This is a genomic window from Actinomycetospora endophytica (assembly GCF_021026375.1).
Lineage (GTDB): Bacteria > Actinomycetota > Actinomycetes > Mycobacteriales > Pseudonocardiaceae > Actinomycetospora > Actinomycetospora endophytica.
Genome location: NZ_JAJNDB010000006.1, coordinates 65,043 through 80,361 on the forward strand (window position 1 = coordinate 65,043; position 15,319 = coordinate 80,361).

Genomic DNA, 15,319 nt, shown 5'->3' on the forward strand with positions numbered 1-15,319 from the left:
GGTGCGGCCGTAGATCTTTTCTTCGGGAGCGTGTCGCAGCAATTCTTGCGCGTGTCGCTCCCGAACTCATGATCATGGCTGCGGGGACGCCGGGACCGACCGCGCGACGCCCCGAACGCCCGGACCGCCCCGACGAGAGGCACATCAGGCAGCCGCACCCGCCGTCGAACCTGCGCCAGGCGCTCCTGATCATGGACCCCGAGCGGCAGACGGCCGAGCGGTAGAGCGGCAGACGGCCGAGCGGCAGACGGCGCGGCCCGACGACGAGCCCCTCAGCTCACCTCGGCGTCCGGGCCGTCCACGTTCACCGTCGGCGGGCCGTCGCCGGCGCGGGCGATCACCGCGGTGGAGCGGTCGCCCCCGGGGTTCGACTCCCGGTGCACCGTCCACGCCGGCACGTGGATGAACTCGCCGGAGCCGGCGTCGGCGATCTCGGCCCCGCCCGCGCCGAACTCCAGGCGCATCGTCCCCGACACCACGTACAGGCTGGTCTGGTGATCGCCGTGGTGGTGCCAGCCCGACGTCGCGCCCGGCTCGGTGTGGACGAGGCCCGCCCACAACGACGGGGCCTCGAACGCGACCTGCCGGTGCATGCCGGGGGTGGGGTCGCCGTCGACGAGGTCGTCCTCCCGGACGACGCGCACGGGTTCGCTCATGCGGACATCCTCGCGCGCCGTCCGGGCGGACCGGAAGATCAGACCCGGAGGATCAGACCAGCCCGAGCTTCGTGACGGCCTCGCGCTCCTCGGCCAGCTCGGCGACGGAGGCGTCGATGCGCTCGCGGGAGAAGTCGCTGACGTCGAGGCCCTGGACGATCTTCCACTTCCCGCCCTCGGCAGTGACCGGGAAGGACGACACGAGGCCCTCGGGCACGCCGTAGGAGCCGTCGGAGACGATCGCCGCCGAGGTCCAGTCGCCGGGCTTCGTGCCGTTGGTCCAGGTGTAGACGTGGTCGATGGCCGCCGCGGCCGCCGACGCCGCCGAGGAGGCCCCGCGCACCTCGATGATCTCCGCGCCGCGCTTGGCGACCCGCGGGATGAACTCGTCGGTCAGCCAGCCCTGGTCGATCTGGTCCGCCACCGGCTTGCCGTCGACGAGGACGTTCGAGACGTCCGGGTACTGCGAGGCGGAGTGGTTGCCCCAGATGGTCAACTTCGAGATCTGGCCGACGCCGACGCCGAACTTGTTGGCGAGCTGGGCCAGGCCACGGTTGTGGTCGAGGCGGGTCATGGCGGTGAAGCGGTCCTTCGGGACGTCCGAGTTCGACGCCGCGATGAGCGCGTTGGTGTTGGCCGGGTTGCCGACGACGAGGACCTTCACGTCGTCGGCCGCCCCGTTGAGCGCCTCGCCCTGCGGCTTGAAGATGCCGCCGTTGGCCTCGAGCAGGTCGGCGCGCTCCATGCCCTTGGTGCGGGGGCGGGCACCGACCAGCAGGCCGACGTTCGCACCGTCGAACGCCTTCGCGGCGTCGTCGAACACGTCGACGCCGTCGAGCAGCTCGAACGCCCCGTCCTCGAGCTCGAGCGCGGTGCCCTCGGCGGCCTTGACGGCCTGCGGGATCTCGAGCAGACGCAGCCGGACCGGGGTGTCCTCCCCCAGCAGCTGACCCGAGGCGATCCGGAAGAGCAGCGCGTAGCCGATCTGTCCGGCGGCTCCGGTGACGACGACGTTGACGGGCGAGGCCATTGCTTCTCCAAGCTGCGAGCTGATCGTTCTCCCTGCCCGGCGAGCCTCCCACGCCCCGCCGACGACGACGCAGCGAGGCAGGTCACGCCCCCGGGATCAGTCCCCGACGACGAGGACCGAGCGCCGCTGCCCGATGTAGCGGAACATCAGCGCCAGCGACACCATGATCCGGTTGCGGTTGCCCAGCAGCGCGAAGATGTGCACGAACATCCAGGCGAGCCAGGCGATGGTGCCGTGCAGCCGCGGGCCGTGCGCGATCTGGGCGACCGCCGAACGACGGCCGATCGTGGCCATCGTCCCCTTGTCGAAGTACTTGAACGGCGTCGTCGGCCGGCCCTCGAGCAGCGCGAGCAGGTTCCTGCCCGCCTGCGCACCGGTCTGGATGGCCGGCTGGGCGAGCTGCGGCAGCGGGTTGTCGTCGATGATCCCGATGTCCCCGGCGACGAACACGTCCGGGTGCTCGGTGACCCGGAGGTCGTCGGAGACGATGATCCGCCCGCCGCGGCCCTGCGGCAGGCCCCACTTCTTCACGGTGTCGTGGGCGGCGACGCCGGTGGCCCAGATCGTCATCTGGGCGGGCAGCTCGGAGCCGTCCTTGAGGACGACGCGGTCCTCCTTGACCTCGGCCACCGCCGCGCCGAGGCGCAGCTCCACCCCGCGGGCCCGGAGCTGTTCCGCGGCGTACGTGCGCAGCTTGGGGTCGAACGGGGCGAGGACCTTGTCGGTCATCTCGAGCAGGATGACCTTGACGTGGTCGGGGTCCAGCTCGGGGTAGCGGCTCGGGAGCATGGCGTTGCGCAGCTCGGCGAGGGTGCCCGCCATCTCGACGCCGGTGGCGCCGGCCCCCACGACGACGACGGAGGCGCCGTCGGCTTCCTTCGTCGCCGAGATGTGGTCGAGGTAGCCCATCATCCGGTCGCGCACCGAGAGCGCCTCGGCGCGCGTGTAGATCGGGTAGGCGTGCTCCTTGGCGCCGGGGACGCCGAAGTAGTTGGTGGTGACGCCGTTGGCGACGACGAGGTAGTCGTAGGACAGCGACGGCCCGACGTCGAGGGTGATCACCTTCGCGTCGGGGTCGATCTCGGTGACCACGCCCTTGCGGAAGGTCGCCCAGGTGTCGCCCTTGCGCCCCACGGTGGCCACGAACGAGCGCGCCCCGTAGGTGATGTCGCCGGGGTTCAGCGCCCCGGTCGCGACCTGGTAGAGCAACGGCTGGAACGTGCTGTAGCTGTGGCGGTCGATCAGGGTGACCCGGACCGGCGCCTTGCGCAGCGACCGCACCGCGGACAGACCCGCGAACCCCGCTCCCACGACGACGACGTGGGGACGGGTGTCCGTCTCCGCCCCCGCGGCTACCGCGGCACTCATGGCACCTGCTCCTCTCACGACCACGCCCGCCGTCCCCGACGCCCGATCCACCCGGGCGGAATCGATCGAGAACGACTGCGCGTGACTGCCTCTGCTCTACCCCTCATGGTCCTCCGTCACGCCCCCGGATGGGGTGTCGGGGCCGTACCGCGCATGTCACGTCGTTAGTCCTGTCACGCACGGTGCACCGATGTGGATCACCCTGCGGGCACCGGGCCGTCGTCGGGCACGGGACCGACCACCGGCCCGTCCGGGCGGCCCGGCCCCTGGTCCGGCAGCAGCGGAGACACGGCCAGACGGGTGCGGGACGCGCCCGGCGGGGCGACCTCGACGGCCCGCACCCCCGGCGCGCGGCGCACGTCCGCGACCGCGTCGGGCGCCACCCGCACCACCGCCGCGATCAGGCACGCGCAGCCGGGTCGGCCGAGCGCCGTGGCCTCGGCCTCCGCGACCGCGACCCGGCGGGTGTCCGCGGGTGAGGTGGCCGGCCCGGCGCGGGCGGCGTCCGCGGCGGCCTCGCCACCCGCCGTCGTGAGCGCGGCCTGCAGTGCCGCGGCCGGGGCCGCGGGCGGGGTGTCGACGCGGTGCAGCGCGGTCTGGACGCGGGGGAACGGCACGCGCACCACGGCCTGCAGCGGCGTGGTCCGCGCGAGGGCCGCCGCGGCCGCGTCCGGGGTGAGGGCGGCGTCGAACTGCACCAGGGCGAGGCGCGGCGACGGATCGGTGGGCGCCGGGACGACCGCCGTCCGGGCGAGGTACGCGCCGACGTCCTCCCCCGACGCCGGCCCCAGACGTACCGCGTCGGTGGACCCGCCGTCGGGTGACGGCCCGGAGAGCTGCAGCCCCGCCGCCCACGCGGTCACGAGCACGACGACGAGCAGGACGGCCAGCCCGATCGCGTAGCGGGGCCAGCGGGGCACGTCGTCGTCGGGACCCTCGTCCTCGGGACGGGCCTCGGGGTCCACCGGCGTGGTCAGGCCGCCGCCCGCAGCACGTCGAGGGCGTGCGCCAGGTCGGCCGGGGGTTCGCTGGTGAACTCGACCCAGCGCCCGTCGGCGGGGTGGTGCAGGCCGAGGCGGTAGGCGTGCAGCCACTGGCGGGTCAGGCCGAGCCGCTTGGACAGCGTCGGGTCGGCGCCGTACCCGGAGTCCCCGACGCAGGGGTGGCGCAGCGCGGAGAAGTGCACCCGGATCTGGTGGGTGCGCCCCGTCTCCAGCTCGACCTCGAGCAGCGAGGCCGCCGGGAACGCCTCGAGCGTGCGGTAGTGGGTGACCGAGGGCTTGCCGTCGGTCATCACCGCGAAGCGCCAGTCGTGCTTGGGGTGGCGGTCGATCGGGGCGTCGATCGTGCCATCGCTCGGGTCGGGGTGTCCCTGCACGACGGCGAGGTAGGTCTTGGCGACGGTGCGCTCGCGGAAGGCGTCCTTGAGCACGGCGTAGGCGCGTTCGGACTTGGCGACGACCATGACGCCGGTCGTGCCCGCGTCCAGCCGGTGGACGATCCCCTGGCGTTCGGCGGCCCCGCTGGTGGCGATCGAGATGCCGAGCGCGGCGAGCCCGGCGACGACCGTCGGGCCGCCCCAGCCGGGGCTCGGGTGCACGGCGACCCCGACGGGCTTGTCGACGACGACGATCTCGTCGTCCTCGTACAGCACGACGAGGCCCTCGACGGCCTGGGCGGTCACGATGTGCGCGGAGGGCTCTCGTTCGGGGTCGGGCAGGTCGACCTCGAGCCAGCTGCCCGCGACGAGCCGGTCGGACTTGCCCGCCGAGGTCCCGTCGAGGCGGACGGCGCCGTCCTCGGCCAGGGCCGCCACCACCGTGCGGGAGAGTCCGAGCATCCGGGAGAGCCCGGCGTCGAGACGCATCCCGTCGAGCCCGTCGGGGACGGGCAGCGTGCGCAGGCTCACCGGGAGGCCTCGGGATCCCGGCCGGAGCGGTGGCCGTCGATCTCGATGCCCCACAGCGCCAGGAACACCAGCAGGGCGCCGCCGCAGCAGATCGCGGAGTCGGCGGCGTTGAACACCGGCCACCAGCCCACCGAGACGAAGTCGACGACGTGGCCCTCGAGCGGCCCGGGGCCACGGAAGAACCGGTCCGCGAGGTTGCCCAGCGCGCCGCCGAGCACGAGCCCGAGCGCCAGCGCCCAGCCGCGGGAGCCCAGCTGCCGCGCGAACCGCACGATCCCGACGACGACCGCGATCGCCACCAGCGTCAGCACCCAGGTCATCCCCGTGGCCAGCGAGAACGCGGCGCCGGAGTTCCGGATCAGGTAGAGGCTGACGACGTCGCCGATCAGCGGGATGCGCTGGCCGTCGGTCATGGTCGCGACGACGAGGACCTTGGTCCCGATGTCGATGGCGAGCACCACGACCGCCGTCACGACCAGCATCACGAGACGGCGGCGGGGCACCGCGGGATCCGTCGTGCCCGCCGGTCCCGACTCGTCTGGAGCATCGGCGGCGGACGGAGCCGACGGGTCGTTGCCCGGGGTGGCGCTCTGCACAACTCCATCCTCCCCCGCGCCGGGAGTGGGGCGGTGTGTGGGGTTTCGGGCAGGGGTCGGCCGGACGAGGGGCACAGCGCGCAGGTTCGCGGGCCTCCGGGGTGCCTGGCGTGCCCCTGATCATCGCGAGCGGGCGGAGTCGGGCCGGGGCCCGTTGATCATCGCGGCGGACGCGAGCCGCCGTCGTCCTCGCGGCCGGCGTCGCCGCGCCAGCGCGCGAGCCGCCCGGAGCGGTCGACCGCGCGCAGCCGCCGCTCGGCCGCGTCCCGGGCGGTGGCGGTGGCGACGACGAGCAGCTGGTCGCCCTCCTGGATGCGGGTCTCGTCCTGCGGGGTGAAGCTCGCACCGCGTCGCACGACCAGCGAGAGGTTGGTCCCCTCGGGCAGGCGGAGCTCGCGCACGTAGACCCCGTGCATGCGGGAGCCCTGCGGCACCGTCATCTGGAGCAGGTCGGCCCGCAGCGACTCCAGCGGGGCGGCATCGACCTCGATCTCCTGCACCGGCGGCGCGGCCAGCCCGAGCAGCCGGGCCACCGCGGGCAGCGTCGTGCCCTGGACCAGGGTGAGGACGACGACGAGGACGAAGACCGCGTCGACGAGCTCGCGGGCCCCCTGCAGCCCGGTGGTGAGCGGGACGAGCGCCAGGACGATGGGCACCGCGCCGCGCAGGCCCGCCCACGACAGGAACGCCTGCTCCCGCCACGGGATGCGGAACCAGGTCGCGGCCGCGACCACGGAGAGCGGGCGCGCGACGACGAGGAGCACGGCGGCGGCGATGACGGCGGGGACGATCGCGTCGAGCAGGCGGTCCGGGGAGACGTAGAGGCCGAGCAGCACGAACAGGCCGATCTGCGCGAGCCAGCCCAGGCCCTCGGCGAAGGACCGGGTGCCCTCGCGGTGCGGGAGGGCCGCGTTGCCGAGGACGAGCGCCGCGACGTAGCAGGCGAGCAGGCCGGAGGCGTGCAGCGACTGGACCAGCGCGTAGGCCCCGACGCACACCGCGAGCGTGGCGAGCGGGTAGAGCCCCGTCGCCGGCAGCGCCGCCCGTTTCAGGCCGGCGGCGCCGAGGCGGCCCAGCACCGCGCCGAGCACCGCGCCGGTGACCAGCTCGTAGACAACGAGCAGCGGGTCGGTCCAGGAGAGGTCGGCGGTGGAGGCGAGCAGCACGACCGCGAGGAACACCGGGGCGTCGTTGAGGCCGGACTCCAGTTCCAGGGCGCCCACCAGCCGCCCGCCCAGCCCGAGGCCGCGGAGCACGCTGAACACCGCGGCCGCGTCGGTCGACGAGAGCACGGCACCCCACAGGAAGCCGATGCGCAGGTCCAGCCCCAGCAACCAGTGCAGCGCGAAGCCGGTCGTGACGATGCTGACCGCGACCGACACCGTGGACAGGGCGACCCCGAGGCCCAGCGCGGGGCGCACCGTCGTCCACCGGGTGGAGAGGCCGCCGTCGGCGAGGATCAGCACGAGCGCGGCGAGGCCGAGCATCTGGGTGAGGTCGGCGTCGTCGAAGCGGATCCCGAGACCCGACTCCCCGATCAGGACACCGATCGCGAGGTAGAGCAGCAGCGAGGGCAGCCCCACCCGCGTGGAGAGCCGGACGGCGACCACCGCGAGCAGCACGACTCCGGAGCCGATCCCCAGCAGCACCGGCAGCCGGTCCACGCGCCCGCGCCCCTCCTGCCCGTCGTCCCCCGAAGCGGAACGGCGATCCTACCGTCGTCCGGTCGGCCCCCGGCTGCTCAGGGCGGGCGGGGTGATCAAGGACGCCAGGTGATCGTGACCCGCTCGCGGGGCGACCCGGCCAGCGTCGGGTCCGCCGCGAGCGCCTCGGCGACCTCCCCGACGCGCTCCGGCGCCAGGCACAGCCGGCGGGTCACCCGGGCCGCGCGGGTGTCCGGGTCCTCGGACGGGCGGGGCCCGGCGCTCCAGCGCTCGACGGTCGCGACGATCCCGAGCTCGGCGAGCACGGCCAGGGCGTCGCCGGCCGTCGGCGGCGCCGGGCGCTCGATGCCGTGGAACCGGGCCCACAGCGGGTCGAGCCAGGCCTGCGGGTGCTCGGCGTGCAGCTCCAGCACCACGCCGGTGCGTGCCGCGCCCGAGAGGCCCGCGGCGAACCCGGCGAGGTCGTCGGTGTCGTACCCGACGTGGTGGCACAGGACCACCGCGGCGTCACCGGTGTCCGTCGCCGCCTCGGGCCAGCTCCCGAGCACCGCCTGGTACGGCACGCCGCGGTCGAGACACGCCGCGACGAACGCCGCGAGCATGTCCGACGCCGGGTCGACCCCGACGACGTGGTCGATCTCCCCCGCCAGCGCCATCGAGGCGGCGCCCGCCCCGCACCCGACGTCGAGCACGGTGCGCTCCGCGGCATCGGCCAGCAGCGCGAGCGCACTCCGTCGCGACGGTGTGTCGGGGGCCGCGGGCGCGGGGCGGAAGCGCTCGGGGTCCTGGCGGTAGGGGCTGCCCGGGGCGTGGGCGAGGATCTCGTCCGGGACGCGACGGGCGTGCATCATGGCCGCCCAGCGCGCGGCGGCGGTCTCCGTTCCGGTCTCCACGTCCACCATCTGATCACGCCCGGCCGGCGCGGGTCAGCGGCGGCTGTCGGCTCCGTGCTGCTCGGCGAGCGCCCGGATCGGGGTGCACCAGGAGCATCCGGCGAACCCGAGCTCGATCGCCTCCGAGACCGGGAGCGGGATCACCTCGCGGCCGAAGAGGTAGCCGCACCGCCCGAGGTGGAAGTGGGGCTCCTCGTCGATCACGAGGACCTCGTCGACACGGGCAGCCACGACGTCGAGGCTGGCGGCGTCCGGGGTCTCGTCCTCGGGCTCCGGGGCCCGCGCGGGAGGACCGGAGCGCGGGGGCGCCCCGTTGCCGGGAGCACCGCCGTTGCCAGGCGCACCGTTGCCCGGGCCACCGTTGCCGGACGCACCACCGTGGGCGGGCGCACCGCCGTGGCCCGGCGCGCCGCCGTGGCCCGGCGCGCCGCCGTACGCCGCCGCGGCCTCGTCGGGCTGTGCCGGTCGGCCGGGCGCCTGCGCGGCCTGGGGACCGCTGCCCTGCGACGTCGAAGGCGCGGCCTCCGCGGACCGGTAGCCGTTGCCGGCCGGCGGCGGGCCGCCGGGGGCCTGCGGGCCACCTTGAGTCTGCGGGCCACCCTGAGTCTGCGGGCCACCCGGCGTCTGCGGACCGCCCTGCGGGGCGTCGCCCCCGGCCGGACCGTGCTGGGACGGCCCGGCCTCGGCGGAGTCCGGCCCGGAGGCCCCGGTCCGCGTGGCGCCGTCGTCCTCGGGCCCGGCCTCGCGCCGGGCGCGGTCGAGGCTCTCGGCGGGCATCCGCGAGGTGGCGCCCTCCTCGTCGTCCTCGTGTCCGGCGGCCGCGGCGGCGAGCGCTCCGGCACCGACGCCGGCGGCAGCCACGCCGGCGCCTGCCGCGGCCGCGCCCCGGGAGCCGGTGCGGGTGTCCTCGGGCGCGGCGCCGCGGCCGTCGCCCTGCTGTTCCTGGGACGGACGGGCCGCGGACGACCCACCGTAGGGCGGCTGCTGGCCCGGCCCCTGCGGAGCGGACTGGCCGGGCTGACCCTGCGGGCCGTGCTGGCCGGGCGGACCCGACTGCTGCCCCGGAGGCCCCTGCAGACCGCCACGACCCCCCGGCGGAGGCCCGTAGGGACGCCCGGGCGGACCGGGCGGCGCCGCGGCCGGGGTGTTCGGGAGCGGGACGAGGCCGACGAAACGCGAGCCCTCGGGAGCGTTCGGAACGCGCGACGGGTCGGTGCCGAGGCGACCCGACGTCGTCGCGCGCAGCCCCGGCGGGATCCCGCGGGGCCGCATCGGCGGCGGAGCCATCGGCGGGCGACCGCCCTGGCCGGGACCGGAAGGACCGCCGGGTCCCCCGGGCCCGCCCGGCCCGGACGCACCGGGACCGCCGGAGCCGGCCGGACCGCCAGGCCCGTTCGGGGCACCGGGACCGCCCGGTCCCCCGGCGAACGCCGCCCGCTGGGGCGCACCTACCGCAGTGGGTGCCTCCGCAGAGGCCCCCGCGGGGCCGGGCTGGGCGAGCGGCTGGGGCTGTGAGGCCCCCGGGCCGCCGTTCCAGGACGCGTCACCCGCGGCAGGCGCCGACGCCGCGGCCGGAGCCGCGGCGCGGGCAGCCTTGCGTCGCCGCATGAAGTCCGCGGCGAGCAGCACCGCGGCCACGGCGCTCGCCACCACCGAGCCCCACGCCCACGCCGCCGTCGTGGTGACGACGGCGACGACGAGGAGCCCGAAGGCGATGACGACGCAGAGCAGGACCAGCAGAAGCACGGTCGACCCCTCACGTACCGCGCCGGGTCACCGGTCGGAAGCCTTCCCCTGCCCCGACCGGATCGCCCGACTCAGCTGCCGGCTTCGGCCCGGGAGCCGTAACCGCTGGTCGCGTATCCCCCGGAGCCGTTGCGGCTGCCACCGTCGGCAGGCGCAGCCGATCCCCGGCCCTCGAGATCCCGCAGCTGCGACTCCAGGTAGGTCTTGAGCCGGGTGCGGTACTCGCGCTCGAAGGTACGCAGCTCGTCGATCTTCTTCTCGAGGCCGCTCTTCTGCTGCTCGATGAGGGTGATCGTCTCGTTGTGCTTGCGCTGCGCGTCGCGCTCGAGGGTGGAGGCCTTGTCCCGCGCCTGCCGCTCGAGCGTCTCGGCACGGGTCCGTGCGTCGTTCAGCATCGTCTCGGCCCGGCTGCGGGCCTCGTTGACCATGCTGTCGGACTTGGTGCGGGCCTCCGAGAGGAGCTGCTCGGACTTGGTCCGCGCGTCGGAGAGCATGCCGTCGGCCTCGGACTTCGCCTCGGCCGTGAGCCGGTCGGCCATCTCCTGGGCGAGCCCGAGCACCTTGGCGGCCTGGACGTGGTGGTCGCCGTTGCCGTTCATCGGCGAGGAGTCCCCGCCGAAGGGCGGCGGGACGACCGCCGAGGTCTGCGGCTGTTGCTGCACCGGCTGCGGGGCCGGTTGCTGCGGCACCGGCATCGGCTGCTGCACCGTGCGAGGGGCGTCCTCGACGGGCCGCTGCGGTTGCTGCGGCGGCGCGACCATCGTGGTCTGCGCGGCCGACGGGCCGGGTGGTGACTGCGGACCGGCGGACTGGGCCTGTGCTGCCTTCGTCCGGGCGTCATCGAGGTCGGAGTGAGCGCTCGAGAGCTGCTGCTCGAGCTGTTCGACCTGCTCGCGGAGATCGTTGTTCTCCTCGATGAGACGCCCGAGCTCGGCCTCCACGAGGTCGAGGAACGCGTCGACCTCGTCCTCGTTGTAGCCCCGTTTGCCGATCGGCGGCTTGCTGAACGCGACGTTGTGGACGTCGGCGGGGGTCAGCGGCATCGGATCTCCTCAAGCACTCCTCGGCTGCGGAACCCCAGGTACCTCGGGCTCTTCGAGCTCCGCGACACGCAGAGTAGGACTCTGCGAGCAGGTGAACCATAGTGGACGGGTCCAGGGATGCGCTGCGGACGACGCCCGATCGGTGACGCAGTGCCACAACCGGCTGCCTCACCACCCACACGCGTACCTCGCGACACGCCACAGAGCGATCGGCCGGACGGGGCGGGACCGCTCACCGTTCTCCACCGCCCGTGATGTGGGTACATGCCCTGCTCCACGGCACGGTCGACCCTCGGCGAGACGCTCACCGCCCTCGTCCGACCACCCACCGCAATCATTCCGCGAGGGCTTGCCGGCTCTCAGATTCGGCTCAGGGAGCGGTCGCGAACGACTTCTCCGCGAGCTTGCGCCGATCGGACGCGGAGACCTCGACGTTGGGCGGTGAGAGAAGGAACACGCGGTTGGTGACCTTCTCGATCGACCCGCGGAGGGCGAACGCGAGGCCCGCCGCGAAGTCGACGAGCCGCTTGGCGGCGACGTCGTCCATCTCCGTCAGGTTCATGATCACCGGGATGCCGTCGCGGTAGCGCTCACCGATCACCCGGGCCTCGTTGTAGCTGGTGGGCTGGAGCGTGGTGATCTCCGGGACGGCGGGGGTGTCGGGCACCGCGGAGACGTCGGCCCGCTCGCCGCGGTCCGACCGCTCCGACGGCCGGCGCGATGGCTCGTCGAGGGCCAGGGCGGCCGCTCCGGAGGCACTCAGCGACCCGGACAGCGACGACGAACCCGACGAGGATCCCGACGACGACCCGACCGACGTGAGCGTGCCGGACCGGCCGCTGCGGGAGGTGTGGTTCGGGCCGGTGTTGTGCTCCCAGCTCCGGCCCCGGGTGCTCGAACGACTCGTCACGTCGGCCTCCTCGTCGCGGTCGCCGGACCCGGTCCGGTCGTGGTCACCCAGGCGCGGCAGGTCCGCGCGGACCTCGGGCTCGGGGTCGCGGGGCCGCGGCGTGCGGCCCCGCTCCTCGGCGCGGGAGCCCTCGCCCCGGCCGGTCCGCTCGTGGCGGTCGGCGTCGAAGCGGTCGTGACGCGCCCCGTCGTACCGGTCGTCGTAGCGGTCGTCGTCATGGCGCGGATCGCCGAAGCGGTCCGATCCGTACCGGTCGGCCGCGTGGCGGTCGGACCGGTCGGGGTCGTGACGGCCCTCGTCGTACCGATCGGAGTCGTACCGGTCGGCGGCGTCGTAGCGGTCGTGGCGCGACCGCCGCGCGTACCGGTCGGAGTCGTGGCGGTCCACGTCGTACCGATCGGAGTCGTACCGGTCCGCGTCGTAGCGGTCGCTCCCCCGCGCAGGGCGGTCCGCGTCGGCGTAGGCGCTGTACTCGCCGTACCCGTCGTAGGAGTCCAGCTCGTCCGCGGGCACCATGCCGAAGTACGCCTTCACGCGGTGCAGAGCGGTCATGGCAGCCCTCTCCCCTCACAAAGATCCACCGGCAGGGAGGGACGCCCGCGGGGACCCGTGCCAGGAAGACTTACAGCGTTGTCATTCACTCACACGGAACGCTAGCTACCGGGCGCCGAGGAGAGCCGTTCCGACACGCACACACGTGGATCCGTGCTCGATCGCGGCCTCGAGATCCCCCGACATGCCTGCTGAGAGGGTCGTGGCGCCCGGATGGGCAGCCCGCACCCGCGCCGCGAGCTCGGCAAACGTGGCGAACGCCGCTGCGGCATCCGCGTGTTGCGGGGCCACCGCCATCACGCCGTCGAGTGAGAGATGCTCGCTCTGTGCGACACGGTCGGCGAGCTCCGGCACGTCCGCGATCGAGGCCCCGCCGCGGCCCACGGCGTCGTCGAGGCTCACCTGGACCAGCACCGAGAGCGGGTCGCGCCGCTCCCCGGCGTCGATGGCGTTCCCGACGGCGTGGTCGAGGGCGTCGGCCAGCCGCGCCGAGTCGACCGAGTCCACCCCGGCCGCCCAGCGCGCCAGGTTCCGCGCCTTGTTGCGCTGCAGCCGCCCGACGACGCGCCAGCGCACCGCCGCCGCCGGGCGCAGCGCGGCGAGCTCGGCGGCCTTCGCCGCGCCCTCCTGCTCCTTGTTCTCCCCGAACTCGGACAGGCCGAGGTCGACGAGGTGGGCGACGTCGGCGGCGGGCCAGGTCTTGGTGACGGCGAGCAGGGTGACCTCGCCGGGGTCGCGGCCGGCCGCGCGCGCCGCCGCGTCGATGCGGGCGCGCACCTCGTCGAGGGAGCGCGCCAGGGCGCCACGGCGCCCGTCGGCGCCTCCCGACTCCTCCGCGGCGGTCACGGCCGGTCGTACTCCCACCAGGTCACGCCGGCGAACCGGCCGGTCGGTCGGGCACGGCGGTGACTGAAGAGCTGGTCGTCCTCGAGGGTGCAGCGCCCGTCGGCGTCGATCTTGCGGATGCCCAGGCCCTCGAGCTGGCGCACCAGCCCGGCGCGCAGGTCCAGCGACGGCGTGCCGATCCGGGTGGTCCCCGCACTGCCCGGCAGCACGGTGTCGACCTCGTCGCGCATCTCGGCGGGGACCTCGTAGCACTGCCCGCACACGCTGGGGCCGATCAGGACCTCGATGCGGTCGCGCTCCGCGCCCAGGCGCTCCATGAGCCCGAGCGTGCGGGGGAGCACGCCGGCCGCCGCGCCGGAGCGTCCGGCGTGCGCGGCCGCGACGACGCCCGCCTCGGGATCGGCGATCAGCACCGGGACACAGTCGGCGACGACGACGGCCAGCGCCTGACGGGGCCGGTCGGTGACCAGCGCGTCCGCCGTCGGGACCTCCTCCTGGGGGCCCTCGACGACGGCGACGTCGGTCCCGTGGACCTGGTTCATCCAGGCCACCCGGGACGGATCGAGGCCGATGCCCCGGGCGAGGCGCTCACGGTTGGCGGCGACCGCCGTGGGCTCGTCGCCCACGTGGTCACCGAGGTTGAACGAGTCGTACGGGGGCCGTGACCGGCCGCCCGCACGAGTGGTCAGTACACGCCGGACCCGCACCCGACCATCATCCCGCGTGGCGACCCGGGAGCCGTCACCCCGGGCCGTCACGAGCGGGCCTCAGCGCATGAAGGACGGGACGTCGACCTCGTCGTCCTCGCCGCGGGTCTTCGCCGTGGGGGTGGACGACGACGCCGGCGCGGCGGACTCCGCGGCCGGCGCCTCCGGCTTCTTCTCCTCGGAGCCGGACGGCGCGGACGCGGTCGCCTCCTCCCGCGACACGGCCGGCGTGGTCGGCATCGTCGGCGCCGAGGCCACGGCCGCCGGGATCGCGGGCTCCGGCGCGGACCGGTGGACCTGGCCCGCCTGGGCGGTGGCGGTGGACGACGACCGGGTCGGCTGGCCGTTGCCGTTCGGCTGCCCGCTGCCGAGCGCCGCGGCGGGCACGGTCCTGGTCTGCGTCGGCGACCCGGAGTCGAAGCCGGCTGCTATCACCGTCACGCGCACCTCGTCGCCGAGCGAGTCGTCGATGACCGTCCCGAAGATGATGTTGGCGTCCGGGTGCGCCGCCTCCTGGACGAGCGAGGCGGCCTCGTTGATCTCGAACAGGCCGAGGTCGGATCCGCCGGCGATCGACAGCAGCACGCCGTAGGCGCCGTCCATGGACGCTTCGAGGAGCGGCGAGTTGATCGCCTTGCCGGCCGCCTCGACGCTGCGGCCGTCCCCGCGCGCCGAGCCGATGCCCATCAACGCGCTGCCCGCCCCGGACATGACGCTCTTGACGTCGGCGAAGTCCAGGTTGATCAGACCCGGCGTCGTGATGAGGTCGGTGATGCCCTGGACACCGGAGAGGAGGACCTCGTCGGCGGAGCGGAACGCGTCCATCAGGCTCAGCGACACGTCGCCGAGCTGGAGCAGCCGGTCGTTCGGGATGACGATGAGCGTGTCGCACTCGTTGCGGAGCTCGGTGATCCCGTTCTCGGCCTGGGTGGCGCGCCGCTTGCCCTCGAAGGAGAACGGCCGGGTGACGACGCCGATCGTCAGCGCGCCGAGCTTGCGGGCGATGCTCGCGACGACGGGCGCGCCGCCGGTGCCGGTGCCGCCGCCCTCGCCCGCGGTCACGAAGACCATGTCGGCCCCCTTGAGGACCTCCTCGATCTCCTCGGCGTGGTCCTCGGCGGCGCGGCGGCCCACGTCCGGCGCCGCGCCAGCGCCCAGACCGCGGGTGAGCTCGCGGCCGACGTCGAGCTTGACGTCGGCGTCGGACATCAGCAGGGCCTGCGCGTCGGTGTTCACCGCGATGAACTCGACGCCCTTGAGGCCGACCTCGATCATGCGGTTGACGGCGTTGACGCCGCCGCCACCGATGCCGACGACCTTGATGACGGCCAGGTAGTTGTGCGGGGGCGTCATGGGACCGCCTTTCACTGCGGAGCACGGGGCGACGCCGGCCCGACAC

General features: G+C 74.6%; 13 protein-coding genes and 1 pseudogene. All 14 read right to left on the reverse strand.

All coding sequences use genetic code 11. The features are described from left to right. Nucleotides 1-272 precede the first annotated feature (272 nt). Entirely contained in the window at nt 273-656 is a 384-nt protein-coding gene (locus LQ327_RS23995) for a cupin domain-containing protein (RefSeq protein WP_230738305.1), read from the reverse strand. A 52-nt stretch (nt 657-708) separates the two neighbouring features. Then, the gene (locus tag LQ327_RS24000) at nt 709-1,686 is read right to left on the reverse strand and encodes a malate dehydrogenase (RefSeq protein WP_230738306.1); all 978 of its coding nucleotides are present in this window, start codon (nt 1,684-1,686) and stop codon (nt 709-711) included. 96 nt (nt 1,687-1,782) lie between these two features. Then, the gene (locus LQ327_RS24005) at nt 1,783-3,054 is read right to left on the reverse strand and encodes an NAD(P)/FAD-dependent oxidoreductase (protein WP_230738307.1); all 1,272 of its coding nucleotides are present in this window, start codon (nt 3,052-3,054) and stop codon (nt 1,783-1,785) included. Nucleotides 3,055-3,251: 197 nt separating this feature from the next. After that, nucleotides 3,252-4,019 carry a hypothetical protein gene (locus tag LQ327_RS24010; protein WP_230738308.1) on the reverse strand — a complete coding sequence of 256 codons (768 nt, stop codon included), beginning with the start codon at nt 4,017-4,019 and terminating at the stop codon, nt 3,252-3,254. Nucleotides 4,020-4,027: 8 nt separating this feature from the next. Next, nucleotides 4,028-4,963: an RluA family pseudouridine synthase gene (locus LQ327_RS24015; protein ID WP_230738309.1), complete on the reverse strand. Its 936-nt coding sequence runs from the start codon at nt 4,961-4,963 to the stop codon at nt 4,028-4,030. Further along, nucleotides 4,960-5,559, reverse strand: a complete 600-nt coding sequence (gene lspA / locus LQ327_RS24020; protein WP_230738310.1) for a signal peptidase II — start codon at nt 5,557-5,559, stop codon at nt 4,960-4,962. Before lspA ends, LQ327_RS24015 begins: the two co-directional genes overlap by 4 nt. Before the next feature lie 158 nt (nt 5,560-5,717). Then, nucleotides 5,718-7,223 carry a potassium/proton antiporter gene (locus LQ327_RS24025; protein WP_230738311.1) on the reverse strand — a complete coding sequence of 502 codons (1,506 nt, stop codon included), beginning with the start codon at nt 7,221-7,223 and terminating at the stop codon, nt 5,718-5,720. A 95-nt stretch (nt 7,224-7,318) separates the two neighbouring features. Then, nucleotides 7,319-8,116, reverse strand: coding sequence for a class I SAM-dependent methyltransferase (locus tag LQ327_RS24030; protein WP_230738312.1), 798 nt, complete (start codon nt 8,114-8,116; stop codon nt 7,319-7,321). Nucleotides 8,117-8,149: 33 nt separating this feature from the next. Then, on the reverse strand, nt 8,150-9,862 hold the full coding sequence (locus LQ327_RS24035; RefSeq protein WP_230738313.1) for a hypothetical protein: 1,713 nt from the start codon (nt 9,860-9,862) through the stop codon (nt 8,150-8,152). 71 nt (nt 9,863-9,933) lie between these two features. Beyond that, nucleotides 9,934-10,905, reverse strand: a complete 972-nt coding sequence (gene wag31 / locus LQ327_RS24040) for a DivIVA-like cell division protein Wag31 (protein ID WP_230738314.1) — start codon at nt 10,903-10,905, stop codon at nt 9,934-9,936. A 370-nt stretch (nt 10,906-11,275) separates the two neighbouring features. Then, nucleotides 11,276-11,548 (reverse strand): annotated as a pseudogene (locus LQ327_RS35395) (cell division protein SepF); the annotation flags it as partial. Between the two features lie 924 nt (nt 11,549-12,472). Further along, nucleotides 12,473-13,213 (reverse strand): YggS family pyridoxal phosphate-dependent enzyme, encoded by a 741-nt coding sequence (locus tag LQ327_RS24050; protein WP_230738315.1) that lies wholly within the window; start codon nt 13,211-13,213, stop codon nt 12,473-12,475. Continuing rightward, nucleotides 13,210-13,920 carry a peptidoglycan editing factor PgeF gene (gene pgeF, locus LQ327_RS24055; protein ID WP_230738316.1) on the reverse strand — a complete coding sequence of 237 codons (711 nt, stop codon included), beginning with the start codon at nt 13,918-13,920 and terminating at the stop codon, nt 13,210-13,212. Before pgeF ends, LQ327_RS24050 begins: the two co-directional genes overlap by 4 nt. 60 nt (nt 13,921-13,980) lie before the next feature. Then, nucleotides 13,981-15,273 (reverse strand): cell division protein FtsZ, encoded by a 1,293-nt coding sequence (ftsZ, locus tag LQ327_RS24060; RefSeq protein ID WP_230738317.1) that lies wholly within the window; start codon nt 15,271-15,273, stop codon nt 13,981-13,983. Between the last annotated feature and the right edge of the window lie 46 nt (nt 15,274-15,319).

Coding starts and splice junctions, on each gene's coding strand:
- LQ327_RS24005 (WP_230738307.1), bottom strand. CDS start 3,054: ATGAGTGCCGCGGTAGCCGCGGGGGCGGAGACGGACACCCGTCCCCAC.
- wag31 (WP_230738314.1), bottom strand. CDS start 10,905: ATGCCGCTGACCCCCGCCGACGTCCACAACGTCGCGTTCAGCAAGCCG.
- ftsZ (WP_230738317.1), bottom strand. CDS start 15,273: ATGACGCCCCCGCACAACTACCTGGCCGTCATCAAGGTCGTCGGCATC.
- LQ327_RS23995 (WP_230738305.1), bottom strand. CDS start 656: ATGAGCGAACCCGTGCGCGTCGTCCGGGAGGACGACCTCGTCGACGGC.
- LQ327_RS24000 (WP_230738306.1), bottom strand. CDS start 1,686: ATGGCCTCGCCCGTCAACGTCGTCGTCACCGGAGCCGCCGGACAGATC.